General features: G+C 74.3%; 14 protein-coding genes. 8 read left to right on the top strand and 6 right to left on the bottom strand.

Going from position 1 to position 15188, the window contains the following annotated elements; genetic code table 11:
* From V6U81_RS16220 to V6U81_RS16200, 5 genes are all read left to right on the top strand, one after another.
* Positions 1 to 1153: RecB family exonuclease (locus tag V6U81_RS16220; RefSeq protein ID WP_334490266.1), on the top strand; the 1153-nt coding region annotated here is incomplete at its 5' end.
* A gap of 37 nt (positions 1154 to 1190) precedes the next feature.
* Positions 1191 to 4718: an ATP-dependent helicase gene (locus V6U81_RS16215; protein WP_334490263.1), complete on the top strand. Its 3528-nt coding sequence runs from the start codon at positions 1191 to 1193 to the stop codon at positions 4716 to 4718.
* 191 nt (positions 4719 to 4909) lie between these two features.
* On the top strand, positions 4910 to 5113 hold the full coding sequence (gene cspE / locus V6U81_RS16210) for a transcription antiterminator/RNA stability regulator CspE (protein ID WP_007464836.1): 204 nt from the start codon (positions 4910 to 4912) through the stop codon (positions 5111 to 5113).
* Between the two features lie 221 nt (positions 5114 to 5334).
* Entirely contained in the window at positions 5335 to 6648 is a 1314-nt protein-coding gene (locus V6U81_RS16205; RefSeq protein ID WP_334490260.1) for a DEAD/DEAH box helicase, read from the top strand.
* Between the two features lie 275 nt (positions 6649 to 6923).
* Positions 6924 to 7115, top strand: coding sequence for a hypothetical protein (locus V6U81_RS16200; protein ID WP_334490257.1), 192 nt, complete (start codon positions 6924 to 6926; stop codon positions 7113 to 7115).
* Between the two features lie 8 nt (positions 7116 to 7123).
* On the opposite strand, the gene V6U81_RS16195 is transcribed toward V6U81_RS16200, so the two are convergent.
* From V6U81_RS16195 to V6U81_RS16180, 4 genes are read right to left on the bottom strand one after another with little or no spacing between them, the layout of a single operon-like run.
* A complete protein-coding gene (locus V6U81_RS16195) occupies positions 7124 to 7576 on the bottom strand; it encodes an RrF2 family transcriptional regulator (protein WP_334490253.1) in 453 nt (150 codons plus the stop codon).
* Positions 7577 to 7578: 2 nt separating this feature from the next.
* The gene (locus V6U81_RS16190; protein WP_334490250.1) at positions 7579 to 8463 is read right to left on the bottom strand and encodes an ABC transporter permease; all 885 of its coding nucleotides are present in this window, start codon (positions 8461 to 8463) and stop codon (positions 7579 to 7581) included.
* The gene (locus tag V6U81_RS16185; RefSeq protein ID WP_334490247.1) at positions 8453 to 9232 is read right to left on the bottom strand and encodes an ABC transporter ATP-binding protein; all 780 of its coding nucleotides are present in this window, start codon (positions 9230 to 9232) and stop codon (positions 8453 to 8455) included. Before V6U81_RS16185 ends, V6U81_RS16190 begins: the two co-directional genes overlap by 11 nt.
* Complete coding sequence (locus V6U81_RS16180; protein WP_334490245.1) at positions 9229 to 10287, bottom strand: ABC transporter substrate-binding protein; 1059 nt, start codon at positions 10285 to 10287, stop codon at positions 9229 to 9231. The genes V6U81_RS16185 and V6U81_RS16180 overlap by 4 nt, the downstream gene beginning before the upstream one ends.
* Positions 10288 to 10710: 423 nt before the next feature.
* Between V6U81_RS16180 and V6U81_RS16175 the strand changes: the two genes are divergently transcribed.
* From V6U81_RS16175 to nudC, 3 genes are read left to right on the top strand one after another with little or no spacing between them, the layout of a single operon-like run.
* Complete coding sequence (locus V6U81_RS16175) at positions 10711 to 12021, top strand: M16 family metallopeptidase (RefSeq protein ID WP_334490242.1); 1311 nt, start codon at positions 10711 to 10713, stop codon at positions 12019 to 12021.
* A complete protein-coding gene (locus V6U81_RS16170; protein WP_334490240.1) occupies positions 12018 to 13355 on the top strand; it encodes a M16 family metallopeptidase in 1338 nt (445 codons plus the stop codon). The genes V6U81_RS16175 and V6U81_RS16170 overlap by 4 nt, the downstream gene beginning before the upstream one ends.
* Positions 13352 to 14299, top strand: a complete 948-nt coding sequence (gene nudC, locus V6U81_RS16165; RefSeq protein WP_334490236.1) for an NAD(+) diphosphatase — start codon at positions 13352 to 13354, stop codon at positions 14297 to 14299. The genes V6U81_RS16170 and nudC overlap by 4 nt, the downstream gene beginning before the upstream one ends.
* 136 nt (positions 14300 to 14435) lie before the next feature.
* Here the strand turns inward: nudC and V6U81_RS16160 are convergent, their stop codons facing one another.
* On the bottom strand, positions 14436 to 14705 hold the full coding sequence (locus tag V6U81_RS16160) for a hypothetical protein (protein ID WP_334490234.1): 270 nt from the start codon (positions 14703 to 14705) through the stop codon (positions 14436 to 14438).
* Between the two features lie 216 nt (positions 14706 to 14921).
* Positions 14922 to 15155 (bottom strand): DUF397 domain-containing protein, encoded by a 234-nt coding sequence (locus V6U81_RS16155; protein WP_334490231.1) that lies wholly within the window; start codon positions 15153 to 15155, stop codon positions 14922 to 14924.
* Positions 15156 to 15188: the final 33 nt, after the last annotated feature.

The raw sequence follows: 15188 nt of genomic DNA, 5'->3' as shown, positions 1-15188 counted from the left end.
GCCAGCGCGGTCTGGGCCGGCGGCGGTGGGACTGGACGCCGCCCCCGCCCACGGGGCCGGCGACGCCGGGACCGACCAGGTCCAGCCCGGCGACGCCGCCGGGCCGGACGACGACGAACCCGACCGGCCACGGGAACTGCCCGTCGGCCGGCCGCCCCGGGCGCTCACCCTCTCCGCGCTGGTGGCGGAGCTGCGTACCGCGGTCACCGACCCGGCGGCGCCGGCCGCCCGGCGGCGCGCGGCGGCGGCCGAGCTGGCCCGCCTCGCCGCCGCCGGCATCCCCGGCGCCCACCCGGACGACTGGTGGGGGCTGCGCGGCCTCTCCGACGACCGGCCGCTGGTCGACGAGGGGGAGCCGGTCCGGGTCACCCCGTCGGCGATGGAGAGCGCGCTCCGGTGCAGCCTGCGCTGGCTGCTGGAACGGCACGGCGGCAGCGGCCCGGCGAGCGCCGCGCAGGGCGTCGGCAACCTGGTGCACGCCGCCGCGATGCTCGCCGAGGACGCCAGCGCCGACCGGAGCGCCCTGCTGGAGTACGTCGCGGCCCGGTTCGACGCGATCGAGCTGGCCGCCCGCTGGATGGTCGGCCCGGAGCGGGAACGCGCCGAGGCCATGGTGGACAAGCTGCTGCGCTGGCTCGCCGGCAACCCGCGCCGGCTGCTCGCCATCGAGCACGAGTTCGCGGTCCGGCTCGACGACCCGCGGCGCCCGGTCGAGCTGACCGGCCGGGTGGACCGGCTGGAGGTCGACGCCGACGGCCGGCTCGTGGTGATCGACCTGAAGACCGGCAAGTCCACCGCCGTCAGCGAGCGGGAGGTGGCCGAGCATCCGCAGCTCGGGGCGTACCAGGCGGCGGTCGAGGCGGGGGCGTTCGCGGAGTACGGCGACGCCTCGGGCGGGGCGGCGCTGGTCCAGCTCGGCACCGGGGCGAAGGACGCCCGGGAGCAGGCCCAGGCGGCCGCGGGGGAGGGCCCCGAGGCGGGCTGGGCCACCGACCTGGTCCGGCGTACCGCCGATACGATGGCCGCCGCCACCTTCGCCGCGGTCGCCAACTCGAAGTGCCGGGTCTGCCCGGTGCGCACCAGCTGCCCCGTCTCCGGCCAGGGCCGGCAGGTCGTCGAGCCGCCGGCCGTCCGTCGCCCGGAGCAGCCGTGAGCCCGCCGGCCGCGTACCCGCGAAGCGAGAGGGTGCAGTGACCCAGCCGACCCTGTTCAGCACCGCCGCCCCGGCGCCCCGGGCCGCCGACGCCGGGCCCCGCTACACCCCGGTCGAGCTGGCCCGGCTGCTGCGGCTGCCCGCGCCGACGCCGGAACAGGCGGCGATCATCGCCGCACCCGTCGAGCCGCTGCTGGTGGTCGCGGGCGCCGGTTCCGGCAAGACCGAGACGATGGCCGCCCGGGTGGTCTGGCTGGTCGCCAACTCGTACGTCCGACCGGAGCAGATCCTCGGTCTCACCTTCACCCGCAAGGCGGCCGGCGAGCTGGGGCACCGGGTGCGTACCCGGCTCGACCAGCTCGTCCGGAGGTTGGGCCGGCGCGGGCGGGACCCGCTGGACAACCCGCTGGCCGGTGAGCCGACCGTCGCCACCTACCACTCGTACGCCGGTCGGATCGTCACCGAGCACGGGCTGCGCGCCGGGTACGAGCCCACGACCCGGCTGCTCACCGAGGCGTCCCGCTGGCAGCTGGTCGACCTGCTGGTCCGCAACTACGACGGCGACATGTCCGACGTCGACCGGATGCCCAGCACCATCACCGACGCGGTGCTCGCCCTCGCCGGGGAGCTGGACGAGCACCTCGTCGACCCGGACGACCTCTCCGGCTGGACCGGGCGGTTCTTCGCCGAGATGCAGTCCCGCCCCGGCCGGGTCTACGCCGACGTGCGGAAGGCATTGCGACTCCAACAGACCCGGCTGAAGCTGCTTCCGCTGGTCCGGGCGTACGGCCGGCGCAAGGACGACTTCGAGGCGATGGATTTCGCCGACCAGCTCGCCCGGGCCGCCCGGGTGGCCCGCGAGCACCCGGCCGTCGGCGCGATCGAGCGGGACCGGTTCCGGGTGGTGCTGCTCGACGAGTACCAGGACACCAGCCACGCTCAGGTGGTGCTGCTCAACGCGCTCTTCGGCGGCGGGCACCCGGTCACCGCGGTCGGTGACCCCTGCCAGTCCATCTACGGCTGGCGCGGGGCCAGCGCCGGCACCCTGGAACGCTTCCCCACCGAGTTCGCCCGCCCCGACGGCACGCCGGCCGAGGTGCTCAGCCTCACCACGAGCTGGCGCAACCGGCCGGAGATCCTCGCCGTGGCCAACGCGCTGTCGGTGCCGCTGCGGGCCGCCGGGGCCCGGGTGCCGGAGCTGCACGCCGCGATGAGCGTCCGGGAACCCATCGCGCACCGCAGCCCGCGCGGCCGGGCCGCCGGCACGGTGCACTGCGCGCTGCTCGAGACGTACGCCGACGAGGCCGACTGGATCGCGGACAGCGTGCTGGCCGCCTGGCGGGGCGCCGCCCGGATGCCCGGTTCGTTGCCCGAGCACATCCCGGTGCCCAGGCGCCCCACCACCGCCGTGCTGGTCCGGCTACGCAGCCAGATCCCGGCGATCGAGGCGGCGCTGCGCGCCCGGGGCCTGCCGGTCGAGGTGGTCGGCCTGGGCGGCCTGCTCGACACCCCCGAGGTACGCGACGTGGTCTGCACCCTGCGGGTGCTCGCCGACCCGACCGACGGGGCGGCGCTGCTGCGGCTGCTCACCGGGGCGCGCTGGCGGATCGGGCCGCGTGACCTGGTGGCGCTGCACCGCCGGGCGCGGGCCATCGCCCGGTCGCGCCGGCAGCTCACCGGCGACGACGGGCCGGAGATCGTGGTGGACGCCCTGGACGAGGCGACGCTGGTGGAGGCGCTGGCCGACCTCGGGCCGGCGCAGGCGTACTCGGCCGAGGGGTACGCCCGGCTGCGCTCGTACGGGATGGAACTGGCGCTGCTGCGCTACCGGATGGACCAGACGCTGCCGGAGCTGATCGCCGACATCGAGCGGACCATCGGCCTGGACGTGGAGGTGGCCGTGCGGGCCGGCCGGGACGGCGCCGGCGACGCCGGGCTGGCCCGCGGCCACCTGGACGCCCTCGGTGACGTGGCGGCCCGGTTCAGCGGCGAGACGCCCGGCGCGACCCTGGCCGGCTTCCTGGCCTACCTGGCCGCCGCCGAGGACGAGGAGCGCGGGCTCGCCCCGGGCGAGGTGGACGTGGTGGAGGGCGCCGTGCAGGTGCTCACCGCGCACGCCGCCAAGGGCCTGGAATGGGACGTGGTGGCGGTCGCCGGGCTGACCCGGGGCGTCTGGCCGGGGCCGGTGCGCAACTCCGACCACTGGCTGGGCGGGCTCGGGGTGCTGCCGTTCCCGCTGCGCGGGGACGCCGACGGCCTGCCCGAGCTGGCCCTGGACGCGACGGAGGACCAGCGCGGGGTGGCCCGCGCGGTGGAGGACTTCACCGACGCCTGGCGGGCGCACGACGAGCGGGAGGAGCGCCGGCTGGCGTACGTGGCGGTGACCCGGCCGCGGCGGCTGCTGCTCTGCTCCGGCTACTGGTGGGGGGAGGGGACCAAGCGATTCCGGGGGCCCTCGGTCCTGCTCCGGGAGGTGCACGACGCCTGCCTCGACGGCGCGGACGGGCACCTGGTCGACGCGTGGGCGCCCGAGCCGGCCGGGGACGCGGTGAACCCGACCACCGAGACGGTGCTGCGGGCCGAGTGGCCGGCGGACCCGCTCGGTGGCCGCCGGCCGGCGCTGGCCGAGGCGGCCGGACTGGTCCGCCGCTTCCTCGCCGACCCCGACGCGGCCCGGCGCGGGCCGCTGGACGACCCGGAGGCCGCCCGGCGCGGGCCGCTGGACGACCCGGAGACGGCCCGGCGCGGGCTGCTGGACGACCCGGAGACGGCCCGGCGCGAGCCGGTTGATCCGGAGGCTGCCGGGGAGGTGCCGGGCGAGGATCCCGAGGTGGCCCGTTGGCGGCGGGAGGCGGACCTGCTCCTCGCCGAGCGGGCCGAGCTGCTCCGGCAGGCCGAGGCGATGGAGGTGGCGCTGCCCGGGCACCTGTCGGTGACCCAGCTGGTGGCGCTGCGCCGGGACCCGGAGGCGCTGGCCCGGGCGCTGCGCCGGCCGATGCCGGCCGAGCCCAGCCCGTACGCCCGCCGGGGTACCGCCTTCCACACCTGGCTGGAGCAGCGCTTCGGCGCGGACCGGCTGCTGGACGTGGACGAGCTGCCCGGCGCGGCCGACGCGGACGCCGCGCCGGACGAGGCGCTGGCCGAGTTGCAGGAGCGCTTCCTGGCCAGTGAGTGGGCCGACCGGGTGCCGGCGGAGGTCGAGGTGCCGTTCGCCACAGTGATCGCCGGCGTGGTGGTCCGGGGCCGGATGGACGCCGTCTTCGCCCGCTCCGGCGGCCGGTACGACGTGGTCGACTGGAAGACCGGCCGGCGCCCCGCCGGGCGGGAGGCCGAGGCGTCCGCGGTGCAGCTGGCGGTCTACCGGCTGGCCTGGGCCGAGCTGGCTGGGGTGCCGGTGGAGCGGGTCGGCGCGGCGTTCCACTACGTCCGGGAGGGCGCCACGGTCCGGCCGGCGGATCTGCTGGACGCCGACGGGCTGACCGCGTTGATCGCCGGCGTACCGGAGGTCCCGACCACGGAAATTGCCGTGGGGGGGTGGCACGGCGGGAAATCCGTGATACGTTGACCTCGTTGCAGTTTTGGTTTCCAGAGACTCTGTGTGCGCCTGGCGGATTGTGGCCCCAGGCGCTCTTTGTTGTGTCCGGAGTTCTCCGGGCGGGGCGACCAGCAGCGACAGGTGTGCCGTGCACTGCGGCACGCTCCTCTTCGAGCCCGCAACAAGTGCGGGTTCGACGTTCCGTCAAGGAGACGAAACAAATGGCTATTGGCACCGTCAAGTGGTTCAACGCTGACAAGGGCTTCGGCTTCATCACCCCGGACGGCGGCGGCGCTGACGTCTTCGCCCACTTCTCGGCGATCCAGTCCTCCGGCTACCGGAGCCTGGACGAGAACCAGCGGGTCGAGTTCGAGGTGACCCAGGGCCAGAAGGGCCCGCAGGCGGAGAACATCCGCCCGCTCTGATCTTCGGATCGACCCGTAACACCCTCCGCGCCCTCCGGGTGCGGTGACGGGACCGGTCCGCCGCGCCGCCCCCCGCTCCGGCGGGACGCGGCGTGCTGCGGCGGACCGGCCTGTACCCCATCGGTTCGTGCTTGTGAGTCCTGGCGGACGAGTCCGCCGGTGACAGCGCCGCTTCCCGGCGCCCTCCCTCGACACGTGCCGCGTCGAGGAAGGCATTCCGCATGACCATGACCATTCCCAGCTTCGCCGCGACCGGTCTGGCTCCGGCCCTGGTCGCCGAGCTCTCCACGCAGGGCATCACCGAGCCGTTCCCGATCCAGTCGGCCACCCTGCCGGATTCCCTGGCCGGCCGCGACGTGCTCGGCCGGGGCCGTACCGGCTCCGGCAAGACGCTCGCCTTCGGGCTCCCGCTGCTCTCCCGTACCGCCGGCCGCCGGGCCCGCCCCGGCCGGCCGCTCGCGCTGGTGCTGGTGCCGACCCGTGAGCTGGCCCAGCAGGTCACCACCGCGCTGGCCCCGTACGCCCGGGCCCTCGGGCTGCGCTGCGTCACCGTCGTCGGCGGTCTGTCGTTGCAGCGGCAGGCGGACGCGCTGCGGGCCGGCGCCGAAGTGGTGGTGGCCACCCCGGGCCGGCTGAACGACCTGATCAACCGGGGTGACGCCCGGCTCGGCGAGGTCGCCGTCACCGTGCTCGACGAGGCCGACCAGATGGCCGACATGGGCTTCCTGCCGCAGGTCACCAAGCTGCTGGAGCAGGTCGCCCCGGACGGTCAGCGGATGCTCTTCTCCGCCACCCTGGACGGCGGCGTGGACCGGCTGGTCCGCCGCTTCCTGACCAACCCGGTCTCGCACTCGGTGGACCCGGGCACCGCCACGGTGACCGCGATGACCCACCACGTGCTGCACGTCGACGCGGCCGACAAGCCCACCGCGCTCACCCAGATCGCCGCCCGCGAGGGCCGCACCATCCTGTTCATGGGGACCAAGCACCGCGCCGACCGGCTGGCCCGCATGTTGCTCTCCAAGGGGGTACGCGCCGCGGCCCTGCACGGTGGCAAGTCGCAGCCGCAGCGCACCCGGATCCTCGAGCAGTTCCGCACCGGCCAGATCACCGCACTGGTGGCGACCGACGTGGCGGCCCGGGGCATCCACGTCGACGGTCTCGACATGGTCGTCAACGTGGACCCGCCGGCCGAGGCGAAGGACTACCTGCACCGGGGCGGCCGGACCGCCCGGGCGGGGGAGTCCGGTGCCGTGGTCACCCTGGTCCTGCCCGAGCAGCGCCGGGACGTCTCCCGGCTGATGAGCGTGGCCGGCATCAAGCCGCAGTCGACCCAGGTGCGTCTCGGCGACGAGGCGCTGGCCCGGGTGACCGGCGCCCGGGAGCCGTCCGGTGTGGCGGTCACCATCGTCGCCCCGCAGCCGGCGCCGGCCACCCGTGCCCGGACCGGCAACGGCACCGGTGGCGAGGGCGGGCGCTCGGCGCACCGCGCCTCGGGCCGGTCCCGGCGGCCGCGCCGCCCGCGTATCGCCTGACCGGTCGCTGGAAACCCACGCGATATCTCACCGCACCGACCCGGAGCCGCTCGTGGCTCCGGGTCGGTGTGTTTTTCTGGCCCAGTTCCCGCGGCGGTACGGCGGTTTTCCGGCGCTGCGGAGTCGGGCCGACACGTCGGGTGATCATGGTCGGGGTCGAGTCGGCTTGCCGGCTCGATTGCGTCCGATCGGCGACTGTCCCGCGCCCCCGCCTGGTCGAGGCTTGCCCCGGGGGAAGAACCCGGCCCTGGTGGCCGGGCACGGGAGGGGTGACCATGGCGGGCGACGCCGGCTCGGGGGCGCTGCGCGAGCTGCTGGTGGTGTTCGCGGTGGCGGGCGCGGGACTGGCGCTCGCCATGGTCGCGGCCTTCGCGCCGTGGCACCCCGTACCGGACGCGGCGGCACCCGCCGGGCTGGTGGAGCTGCACGCGCCGGCGGTCGCCGCCGACACCGTCTCCACCGGCTGAGCATCCTGTCAGGCGGTGGCCGTGCCGCTCTCCCGGACCAGCAGTTCGGCGAGCGTGGTCCGGTCCACCACCAGGGCGATCGCGCCGTCCACCGCGAGCCAGACGTCCTGCAGGCCGCTGGCCACGCCGTGGTAGCCGGCGTCCTGAGCCGGCAGGCCGCGCACGCTGGTCAGCGATCCGCCGACCGCACGCAGCACGTCGCCGACGCTGATCTCGGCGGCCGGCCGGGTGAGCGCGTACCCGCCCTCGGTGCCGCGATGGCTGTGCAGCAGCCCGGCCCGGCGCAGATCGAGCAGGATGCCCTGGAGGAAGCTCAGCGGCATGCCCTGCGCCTCGGCCAGGGCCGCCGCCTTGACCAGACCCGCGCCGTCGCCGCCGTACCCGCCGGCACCGCCGGTCGAGGCGGCGGCGACGGCGAGCATGGCCCGCAGGGCGTAGTCGCTGCGCGCGGAGACGTACACGGTCAGTTGCCGGCCTGGTCGAGGACACCCCAGCGGCGCCGGATCGCCTTGTCCGCCGCGCCGAACGCCGCGTCCACCAGCAGGCCGACCACCAGGATGACGATCATCGTGGAGAGCAGCCACGGCGCGTCGGAGAGCTCCCGCGAGTAGGTCAGCTGCGCGCCCAGCGAGGTCTGCGAGATGCCGACCACGATCAGCTCACCCGCCATCAGGCTGCGCCAGGAGAACGCCCAGCCCTGCTTCAGCCCGGCCACGATGGCCGGCAGCGCGGCCGGCGCGATGACGTACCGGTACAGGTTGAGGCCCCGGGCGCCGAGGTTGCGGCCGGCCCGGACCAGCAGCGGCGGCACGTAGTCGACGCCGGTGATCACCCCGTTGGCGATGGACGGCGCGGCGCCGAGCACCACCACGAAGAAGATGGCCTTCTCGCTCAGCTCGAACAGCAGGATCGCCAGCGGGAACCAGGCGATCGACGGCATGGTCTGCAGGGCCGTGATCATCGAGCCGATGGCGGCGCGGAGCACCCGGGACCGGGCCACCGCGAGGCCGACCAGCAGGCCGACGGCCACCGAGAAGACGTAGCCGACGGCCGCCCGGCGCAGTGTGGTGGCCAGGCCGTCCCAGAGCTGGGGGCCGCGGAGCTGGCGGAGCAGCTCCTCGCCGACGGTGACCGGCCCGGGCAGCGAGTACGGCGGCTTCCAGCCGGACCACACCACCAGCTGCCAGAGCCCGATCGCGATGGCGAGCGCGGCGACCTTCGGCCAGGTGGAGGCCCAGATCCGGTTGGCCCGGGTGGCCGCCTTCTCCCGTCCGGCGATCTCCAGCGCGTCCAGGCCGGAGATCTCCGCGTCGCTGCGCGGGGTGGTGGCGAGGGTGTCACTGGCCATGGCGGCCCACCTCCGTACGGAGCCGGTCGGTCACCTCGGCGGCGATCGCGGCGATCTCCGGGGAGTCGATGCGCCGCGGCCGGGGCACGTCGACCTCGGTGGAGTAGATGATCCGGCCGGGCCGGCTGGAGAGCAGGATGATCCGGTCGGCGAGCCGGGCCGCCTCCCGGACGTTGTGGGTCACGAAGAGCACGGTGAGCTTCCGCTCGGACCAGATGCGTTCCAGCTCGTCGTGGAGGATGTCCCGGGTCATCGCGTCCAGCGCGCCGAAGGGTTCGTCCATCAGCAGCACCGGGGTGTCCAGGGCGAGGGTGCGGGCCAGCGCGACCCGCTGCCGCATGCCGCCGGAGAGCTCGTGCGGGCGCTTGCGGCCAAAGTCGGCCAGGTGCACCGTACGCAGCAGTTCGGCGACCCGCTCCCGGCGCGCGGCCCGGGGCAGCCCGCGCAGCTTCAGCGGCACCTCGACGTTGCCCTCGACGGTGAGCCAGGGGAAGAGGGCCGACTCCTGGAACATCAGCCCGGGGTTCACCGCCTCGCCGACGTCGATCTGCCCGCCGCTGGGCCGGTCCAGGCCGGCGACCAGGTTGAGCAGGGTGCTCTTGCCGCAGCCCGAGGCGCCGACCAGGCAGACGAACTCGCCGGGCGCCACGTCCAGGGAGACCCCGTCCAGGGCGAGGACGGCGTTCTCGCCGCGTCCGTACACCTTGGTCACGCCGCGCAGCGCGACCTGGCCGGTCGCGCTGCGCGGGGTCGTCGTGGTCGACGTCACGGCTGGCTGACCTCGGCCTCGCCGGTGGCCTTGAGCACCTCGTTCAGGTACTTCAGGTCGTAGAGGCCGTCGAGGCTGGTCGGCTGGGTCAGCTCGACCGCGACCGCGTGGTCGAGACCGGTCTTGAGCGAGGAGGCGATGGGGTCGTTGGTGAACTCCAGCGTCGGCCAGGCCTGCTTGATCAGCTTGACGTCCAGCGGCTTGCCGGTGATCTTGCCGATGTGGTCGGAGACGGCCTGCTGGGCCTCGTCCGGCTTGGTGTTGACGAACTCGTTCGCCGCGACCTGCCCCTCGACCAGCTTCTTCACCACGTCGGGGTGGGCCTTGAGGAACTTGGTGCTGACGATCAGGTTGGTGATCACGAACTTCTTGTCCGGCCAGAGGTCGCGCTCGTCGACGAGCACCTTGCCGCCGGCGTTGACCAGGCGGGAGACGAACGGCTCGGGCACCCAGGCGCCGTCGATCGCGCCGCTGCTGAAGGTCTCCACCGTCTGGGCGTTCTCCTGGGGGACGACCTTGACGTCGCCGCCGCCCTCCTTGGTGGTCCTGAGGCCCTTCTCCTTGAGCCAGTAGCGCAGTGCCACGTCCTGGGTGTTGCCCAGCTGCGGGGTGGCGATCTTCTTGCCGCGCAGCTGCTCCGCCGAGGTGATGCCGGGCTTGACGACGAGCGCCACGCCGCCGGAGGCGGCGCCGGAGATCACCCGGACGGCCTCGCCCTTGGACTTGGAGAAGGCGTTCACGGTCGGGTTCGGACCGATGTAGGTGGCGTCCAGCGCACCGGAGAAGATCGCCTCGATGGCGGCCGGGCCGGCGTTGAAGGTCTTGGTGTCGAGCTTGACGTCGCTGCCGAGCTTCTGGGCGAAGATGCCCTTCTCGACGCCGACGACGGCCGGGGCGTGGGTGATGTTGGGGAAGTAGCCGAGCCGGAGGGTGACCGGGCCGGAGGCGTCGGCCTCGCTGTCGTCACCGCACGCCGCGGTGGTCCCCATCGTCGCCACGCCGATGACGGCGAGGGTGGTGAGGGAGACCAACCGACGCAGGGGGAGCCGTCTCATCGTCCATCCAATCCGCAGTAATCCTACTTAGTTGGTAGGAAGAGTGGGCCAGGCGCCGGGCGGCGTCAAGACCGGTCCACGATCCGGGACGACAGGTGCCGACAATGTCGGCAAATCCCACCTGTTGAGTGGGGGATGTCGGCGTCGGTCAGTCGCCGGGCGGCGGATCCATCACCGAGACGGCAGCCGTCGTGCTGCCTGAGGTGATCACGCACCGTCGAGTTGGCCGCCACCTACCCGGTGCCGGCCGGTCCCGACGTGACCCGCGCCGCCTGTCGCAACATCGGGCGGTCCGAGGATCAGTTGGCCTGCGGAGGCCCGCCCCACCACCCGGTGGGGAGTCGCTCGCCTACTCGGCGAGGATCCACGACATCCCCGGCAACCCCGGTGCATGTTGGTGGACCCCGCACTAGGGTCGATCTCGTGCCGACGCGCAGAGCTCGAATTCCCGCCACGAAATATCCCGTCGAACGATTCACCCTCGACAACGGCCTGCGGGTGGTGCTCACCCCCGACCGCAGCGCCCCGGTGATCGGGGTGGCGGTGGTCTACGACGTCGGCATCCGCTCCGAGCCCGAGGGGCGCACCGGCTTCGCCCACCTCTTCGAGCACCTGATGTTCCAGGGCTCGGAGAACCTGGAGAAGCTGGCCCACTTCCGGCACGTCCAGGGCGCCGGGGGCACTTTCAACGGCTCCACCCACCTGGACTACACCGACTACTTCGAGACCCTGCCGAGCAACGCGCTGGAACGCGCGCTCTTCCTCGAGGCCGACCGGATGCGCGGCCCCCGGCTGACCGAGGAGAACCTGCGCAACCAGGTCGACGTGGTCAAGGAGGAGATCCGGGTCAACGTGCTCAACCGGCCGTACGGCGGGTTCCCCTGGCTGACCCTGCCGCCGGTCATGTTCGACACCTTCCCCAACGCGCACGACGGCTACGGCTCCTTCGACGACCTGGAGTCCGCCACCGTCGCCGACGCCGCCGACTTCTTCCGCCGCTACTACGCCAGCGGCAACGCCGTCCTCGCGGTCAGCGGGGACGTCGACGTGGCCGAGGCGACCGAGCTGATCGAGCGGCACTTCGGCGACGTGCCGGCCCGGCCCGCCCCCGACCGCCCCGACTTCACCGAGCCCGACCTCACCGTCGAGCGGCGCACGTCGTACACCGACAAGCTGGCGCCGCTGCCCGCGGTGGCCGGGGCCTGGCGGGTGCCCGATCCGATCGGCGACTTCGCCAACTACCTGCCGTACGTGGTGCTGGCCGAGGTGCTCACCGACGGGGACGCGTCCCGGCTGGTCGAGCGGCTGGTCCAGCGGGACCGCAGCGTCACCGCCCTCGGCGGCTACCTCGGCTTCATGGGGGACCCGTTCGACGTGCGCGACCCCACCGCGCTGCTGCTCCAGGCCCACCTGCCGCCCGGCGGCGACGTGGACAAGGTGCTGCGCACCATCGACGAGGAACTGGACCGGCTCGCCACCGACGGGCTGACCGACGGCGAGCTGGCCCGTACCCAGGCCCGGATGGCCACCCACCTGCTGCGCGACACCGACGCGGTGCTCGGCCGCGCGCTGCAGATGGCGGTGCTCGAACAGCAGCGCGGCGAACCGGGCCTGCTCAACGAGCTGCCCCGGCTGGTCGGCGAGGTCACCGACGAACAGGTCCGGGCCGCCGCGGCCACCCTGCGGCCGGAGCGCCGCGCCGCCATCGAGGTCATCGCCGGAGGTGCCCGATGACGACCACCCTGCCCGCCGCGCCGCGCGCGCTGCCGCCGCTCGGCCCCAACCGCCGGCTCAAGCTGCCCAAGCAGGCCGAGCGGACGCTGGCCAACGGGCTCACCGTGATCGCGGTACGCCGGCCCGCCGTCCCCCTGGTCGAGCTGCGGCTCTGGATGCCGTTCGGCCGGGCCCACCTGGCCCGCGGCGCGATGCTCGCGCAGACCGTGCTCTCCGGCACGGAGACGCACACCGCCACGCAGATCGCCGCCGAGCTCCAGCGGGTCGGCGGCGGGCTCTCCGCCGGGGTCGATCCGGACCGGCTGATGCTCTCCGGGGCGAGCCTGGTCACCGGGCTGGACCGGATGCTGGAGATCCTCGCCGACGTGCTGACCGGCGCCACCTACCCGACCGACTGGGTGGACACCGAGCGGGACCGGCTGGTCGACCGGATCCAGGTCGCCCAGAGCCAGCCCGCCCACCTCGCCCGTACCGCGCTGCTCAAGCGGATCTACGGCAGGCACCCGTACGCCGTGCAGACCCCGGAGCCGGACCAGGTGCGGGCGATCCGTCCGCCGGCGCTGCGGAAACTGCACGCCGAGCGGGTACGCCCGGCCGAGGCGGTGCTGGTGCTGGTCGGCGACTTCCAGCCGGAGCGGGTGCTGGACGGCGCCGAGACGGCACTCTCCGCCTGGACCGGCGAGGGCCACCCGGTCGACCTGCCGCCCGCGCCGGCCCTCCAGCCGGGCCCGCTGCTCCTGGTCGACCGGCCCGGCTCGGTGCAGTCGTCGCTGCGGATCGCGCTGCCGGCGGTGCCCCGCACCCACCCGGACCACGCCGCACTGCAACTGGCCAACCTGGTCTTCGGCGGCTACTTCTCGTCCCGCTGGACGGAGAACATCCGCGAGGACAAGGGCTACACCTACGGGCCGTACTCGGCGATCGAGCACTCGGTCGCCGGGTCGGTGCTGATCGCCGCCGCCGAGGTGGCCACCGAGGTGACCGGCCCGGCGCTGCTGGAGACCACGTACGAGCTGGGGCGGCTGGCCTCGCTGCCGCCGAAGCCGGACGAGCTGGAGCAGGCCCGCCAGTACGCCCTCGGCACCCTCCAGCTCGGCATGTCCACCCAGGCCGGCCTGGCCTCGCTGACCAGCGCGTACGCCGGCAACGGGCTGCGCCTGGACTTCCTCGCCGAGCACGCCGCCCGGCTCGCCGCCGCGACCGTGGACGACGTCGCCGCGGCGGCCGCCCGCTACCTCGCCCCGGCGCACGCGGTGACCGTCGTGCTCGGCGACGCCGAGCGGGTGGCGGCGCCGCTGGCCGCGCTCACCCCGGTGCGGGTGGAGTCGGCGTGAGTGGTGAGACCACCCCACCGCTGGCCCGGACCACTCTGGACCGGGCGGCGCACCGGCGTACCGACCCGGAGTGGCTGGCGCAGGCGTGGCGGCGGGCCCGGGTGCTGGTGCTCGACTCGACCCGGGAGGGGCGGGCGCTGGTCCGTACCGACGTGAACCCGCCCGTGCTGGTGCTGCGGGACGCGGTGGAGGTGGGGACGCCCGGCGACGCGGCGCCGCTCTTCCTCGGGGTGGAGCCGGACGGGGTGCCGGTCTTCGCCGTGGATGCGCCCCTGCCGGAGCTGTCCGGCACCCGGCCGGTCAGCCTGCGGGAGGTCGGCCACCTGCTCGGGGACCGGGACGCGGGGATCTTCACCACCGCGCTGGCCCTGGTCAACTGGCACCTCGGGCACGGCTGGTCGCCGCGGACCGGGCACCAGACGGAGGTCGACGAGGGCGGCTGGTCGCGGGTGGACGCCGAGGGCCAGCGGGCCTGGCCGCGCACCGACCCGGCGATGATCGTCCTGGTGCACGACGGGGTGGACGGCCCGGAGGGGCGGTGCCTGCTCGGCAACAACGCCACCTGGCCGCACACCCCGGGCGAGCGCCGCTTCTCCTGCCTCGCCGGCTACGTCGAACCGGGGGAGTCGGCGGAGGCCGCCGTGCTGCGCGAGGTCCGCGAGGAGGTCGGGGTCGCGGTCGAGCGGATCGAGTACGCGGGCAGCCAGGCCTGGCCCTTCCCGGGCTCGCTGATGCTGGGCTTCCTGGCCGAGGCGGACCCGGGCGAGCCGATCCAGGTCGACCCGACGGAGATCGCGTACGCCCGGTGGTTCTCCCGCCGTGAGATCGGCGCGGTCCTGGCCGGCCGCCCGGTCGACGCCGGCGACGGGGCCCGGGTGATCCTGCCGCCTCCCTCGTCGATCGCCCTCTTCCTCATCCACCGCTGGCTCGACGGCCACTGCTGACCCGACCGGACGCGGCCCCGGCCCGTGACGTCGTTGCCGCGACGGTCACGGGCCGGGAACACGGGCCGTCGTGGGCGGGCGGGGCAAGGAGCGCGGCGGGGGAGCCGGTCCGACCACGACGGACGTCTACGGGCGGTCAGCTGCCGGGGTCGTCCCAGCGCACGGGGTGTCCGGGGTCGTCCAGCGGGAGCACCTTGACTCGCTGCCGGCCGCTGCGGACGGCGCCCACGGTGGCCAGTGCCCGGGCCAGCAACAGCGCGGCGTCGCGGTCCTCGGCATGCACGATCTGGCGGCGTGCCTCAGGCGTGGTCCGCTCGTCGCGCAGCCGGCCCCCACCGGCCCAGGCCGTCAGGATGTCGTTGTCGGCGGCGGCACGGATGTCGGTACGAACGATCAGGAAACGCATGGCTGTCTCCGGATGGAACCGCGACGGACGAGTACGCAGTGGAACTTCCACGTCACTGAAACGTCATGTTACGCGCGTCGGGGATCCCAGCAAGTGAAACGCGACGATCGGTCCGCTACCCGACCGATCGGTTGATGCCTGGTCAGGACGGTTGTGGTCGCGGAGACGACGCGGGGCCGCCGGCATCCTGCCGACGGCCCCGGTACGGTCACCGGATCAGTTCAGATCGAACTGGCCGTTCTTTGCCCCGCCGATGAAACCGAGCCAGCCGGCCCGGTTGAACAGCAGCACCGGACCGCTCGGGTCCTTGCTGTCCCGCAGCGCGACCGCGGCCGGGCCGGCGCCCAGCGGCGCCACCTCGACGCAGTTGGAGGTCTGGCTGCGGGTGCTCTTGCGCCACGGGGCGTCGGCCAGCTCGTGGGCGGGGACGGTGTTACGGATCTCGCTCATCTTCTGCTCCTGACGGGATGAACTGCTCCGATG

It is taken from the genome of Micromonospora lacuserhaii (genome assembly GCF_036902735.1).
Lineage (GTDB): Bacteria > Actinomycetota > Actinomycetes > Mycobacteriales > Micromonosporaceae > Micromonospora.
The sequence above is the reverse complement of the archived record's forward strand: the minus strand, read 5'-3'. Positions and strand labels throughout refer to the sequence as shown.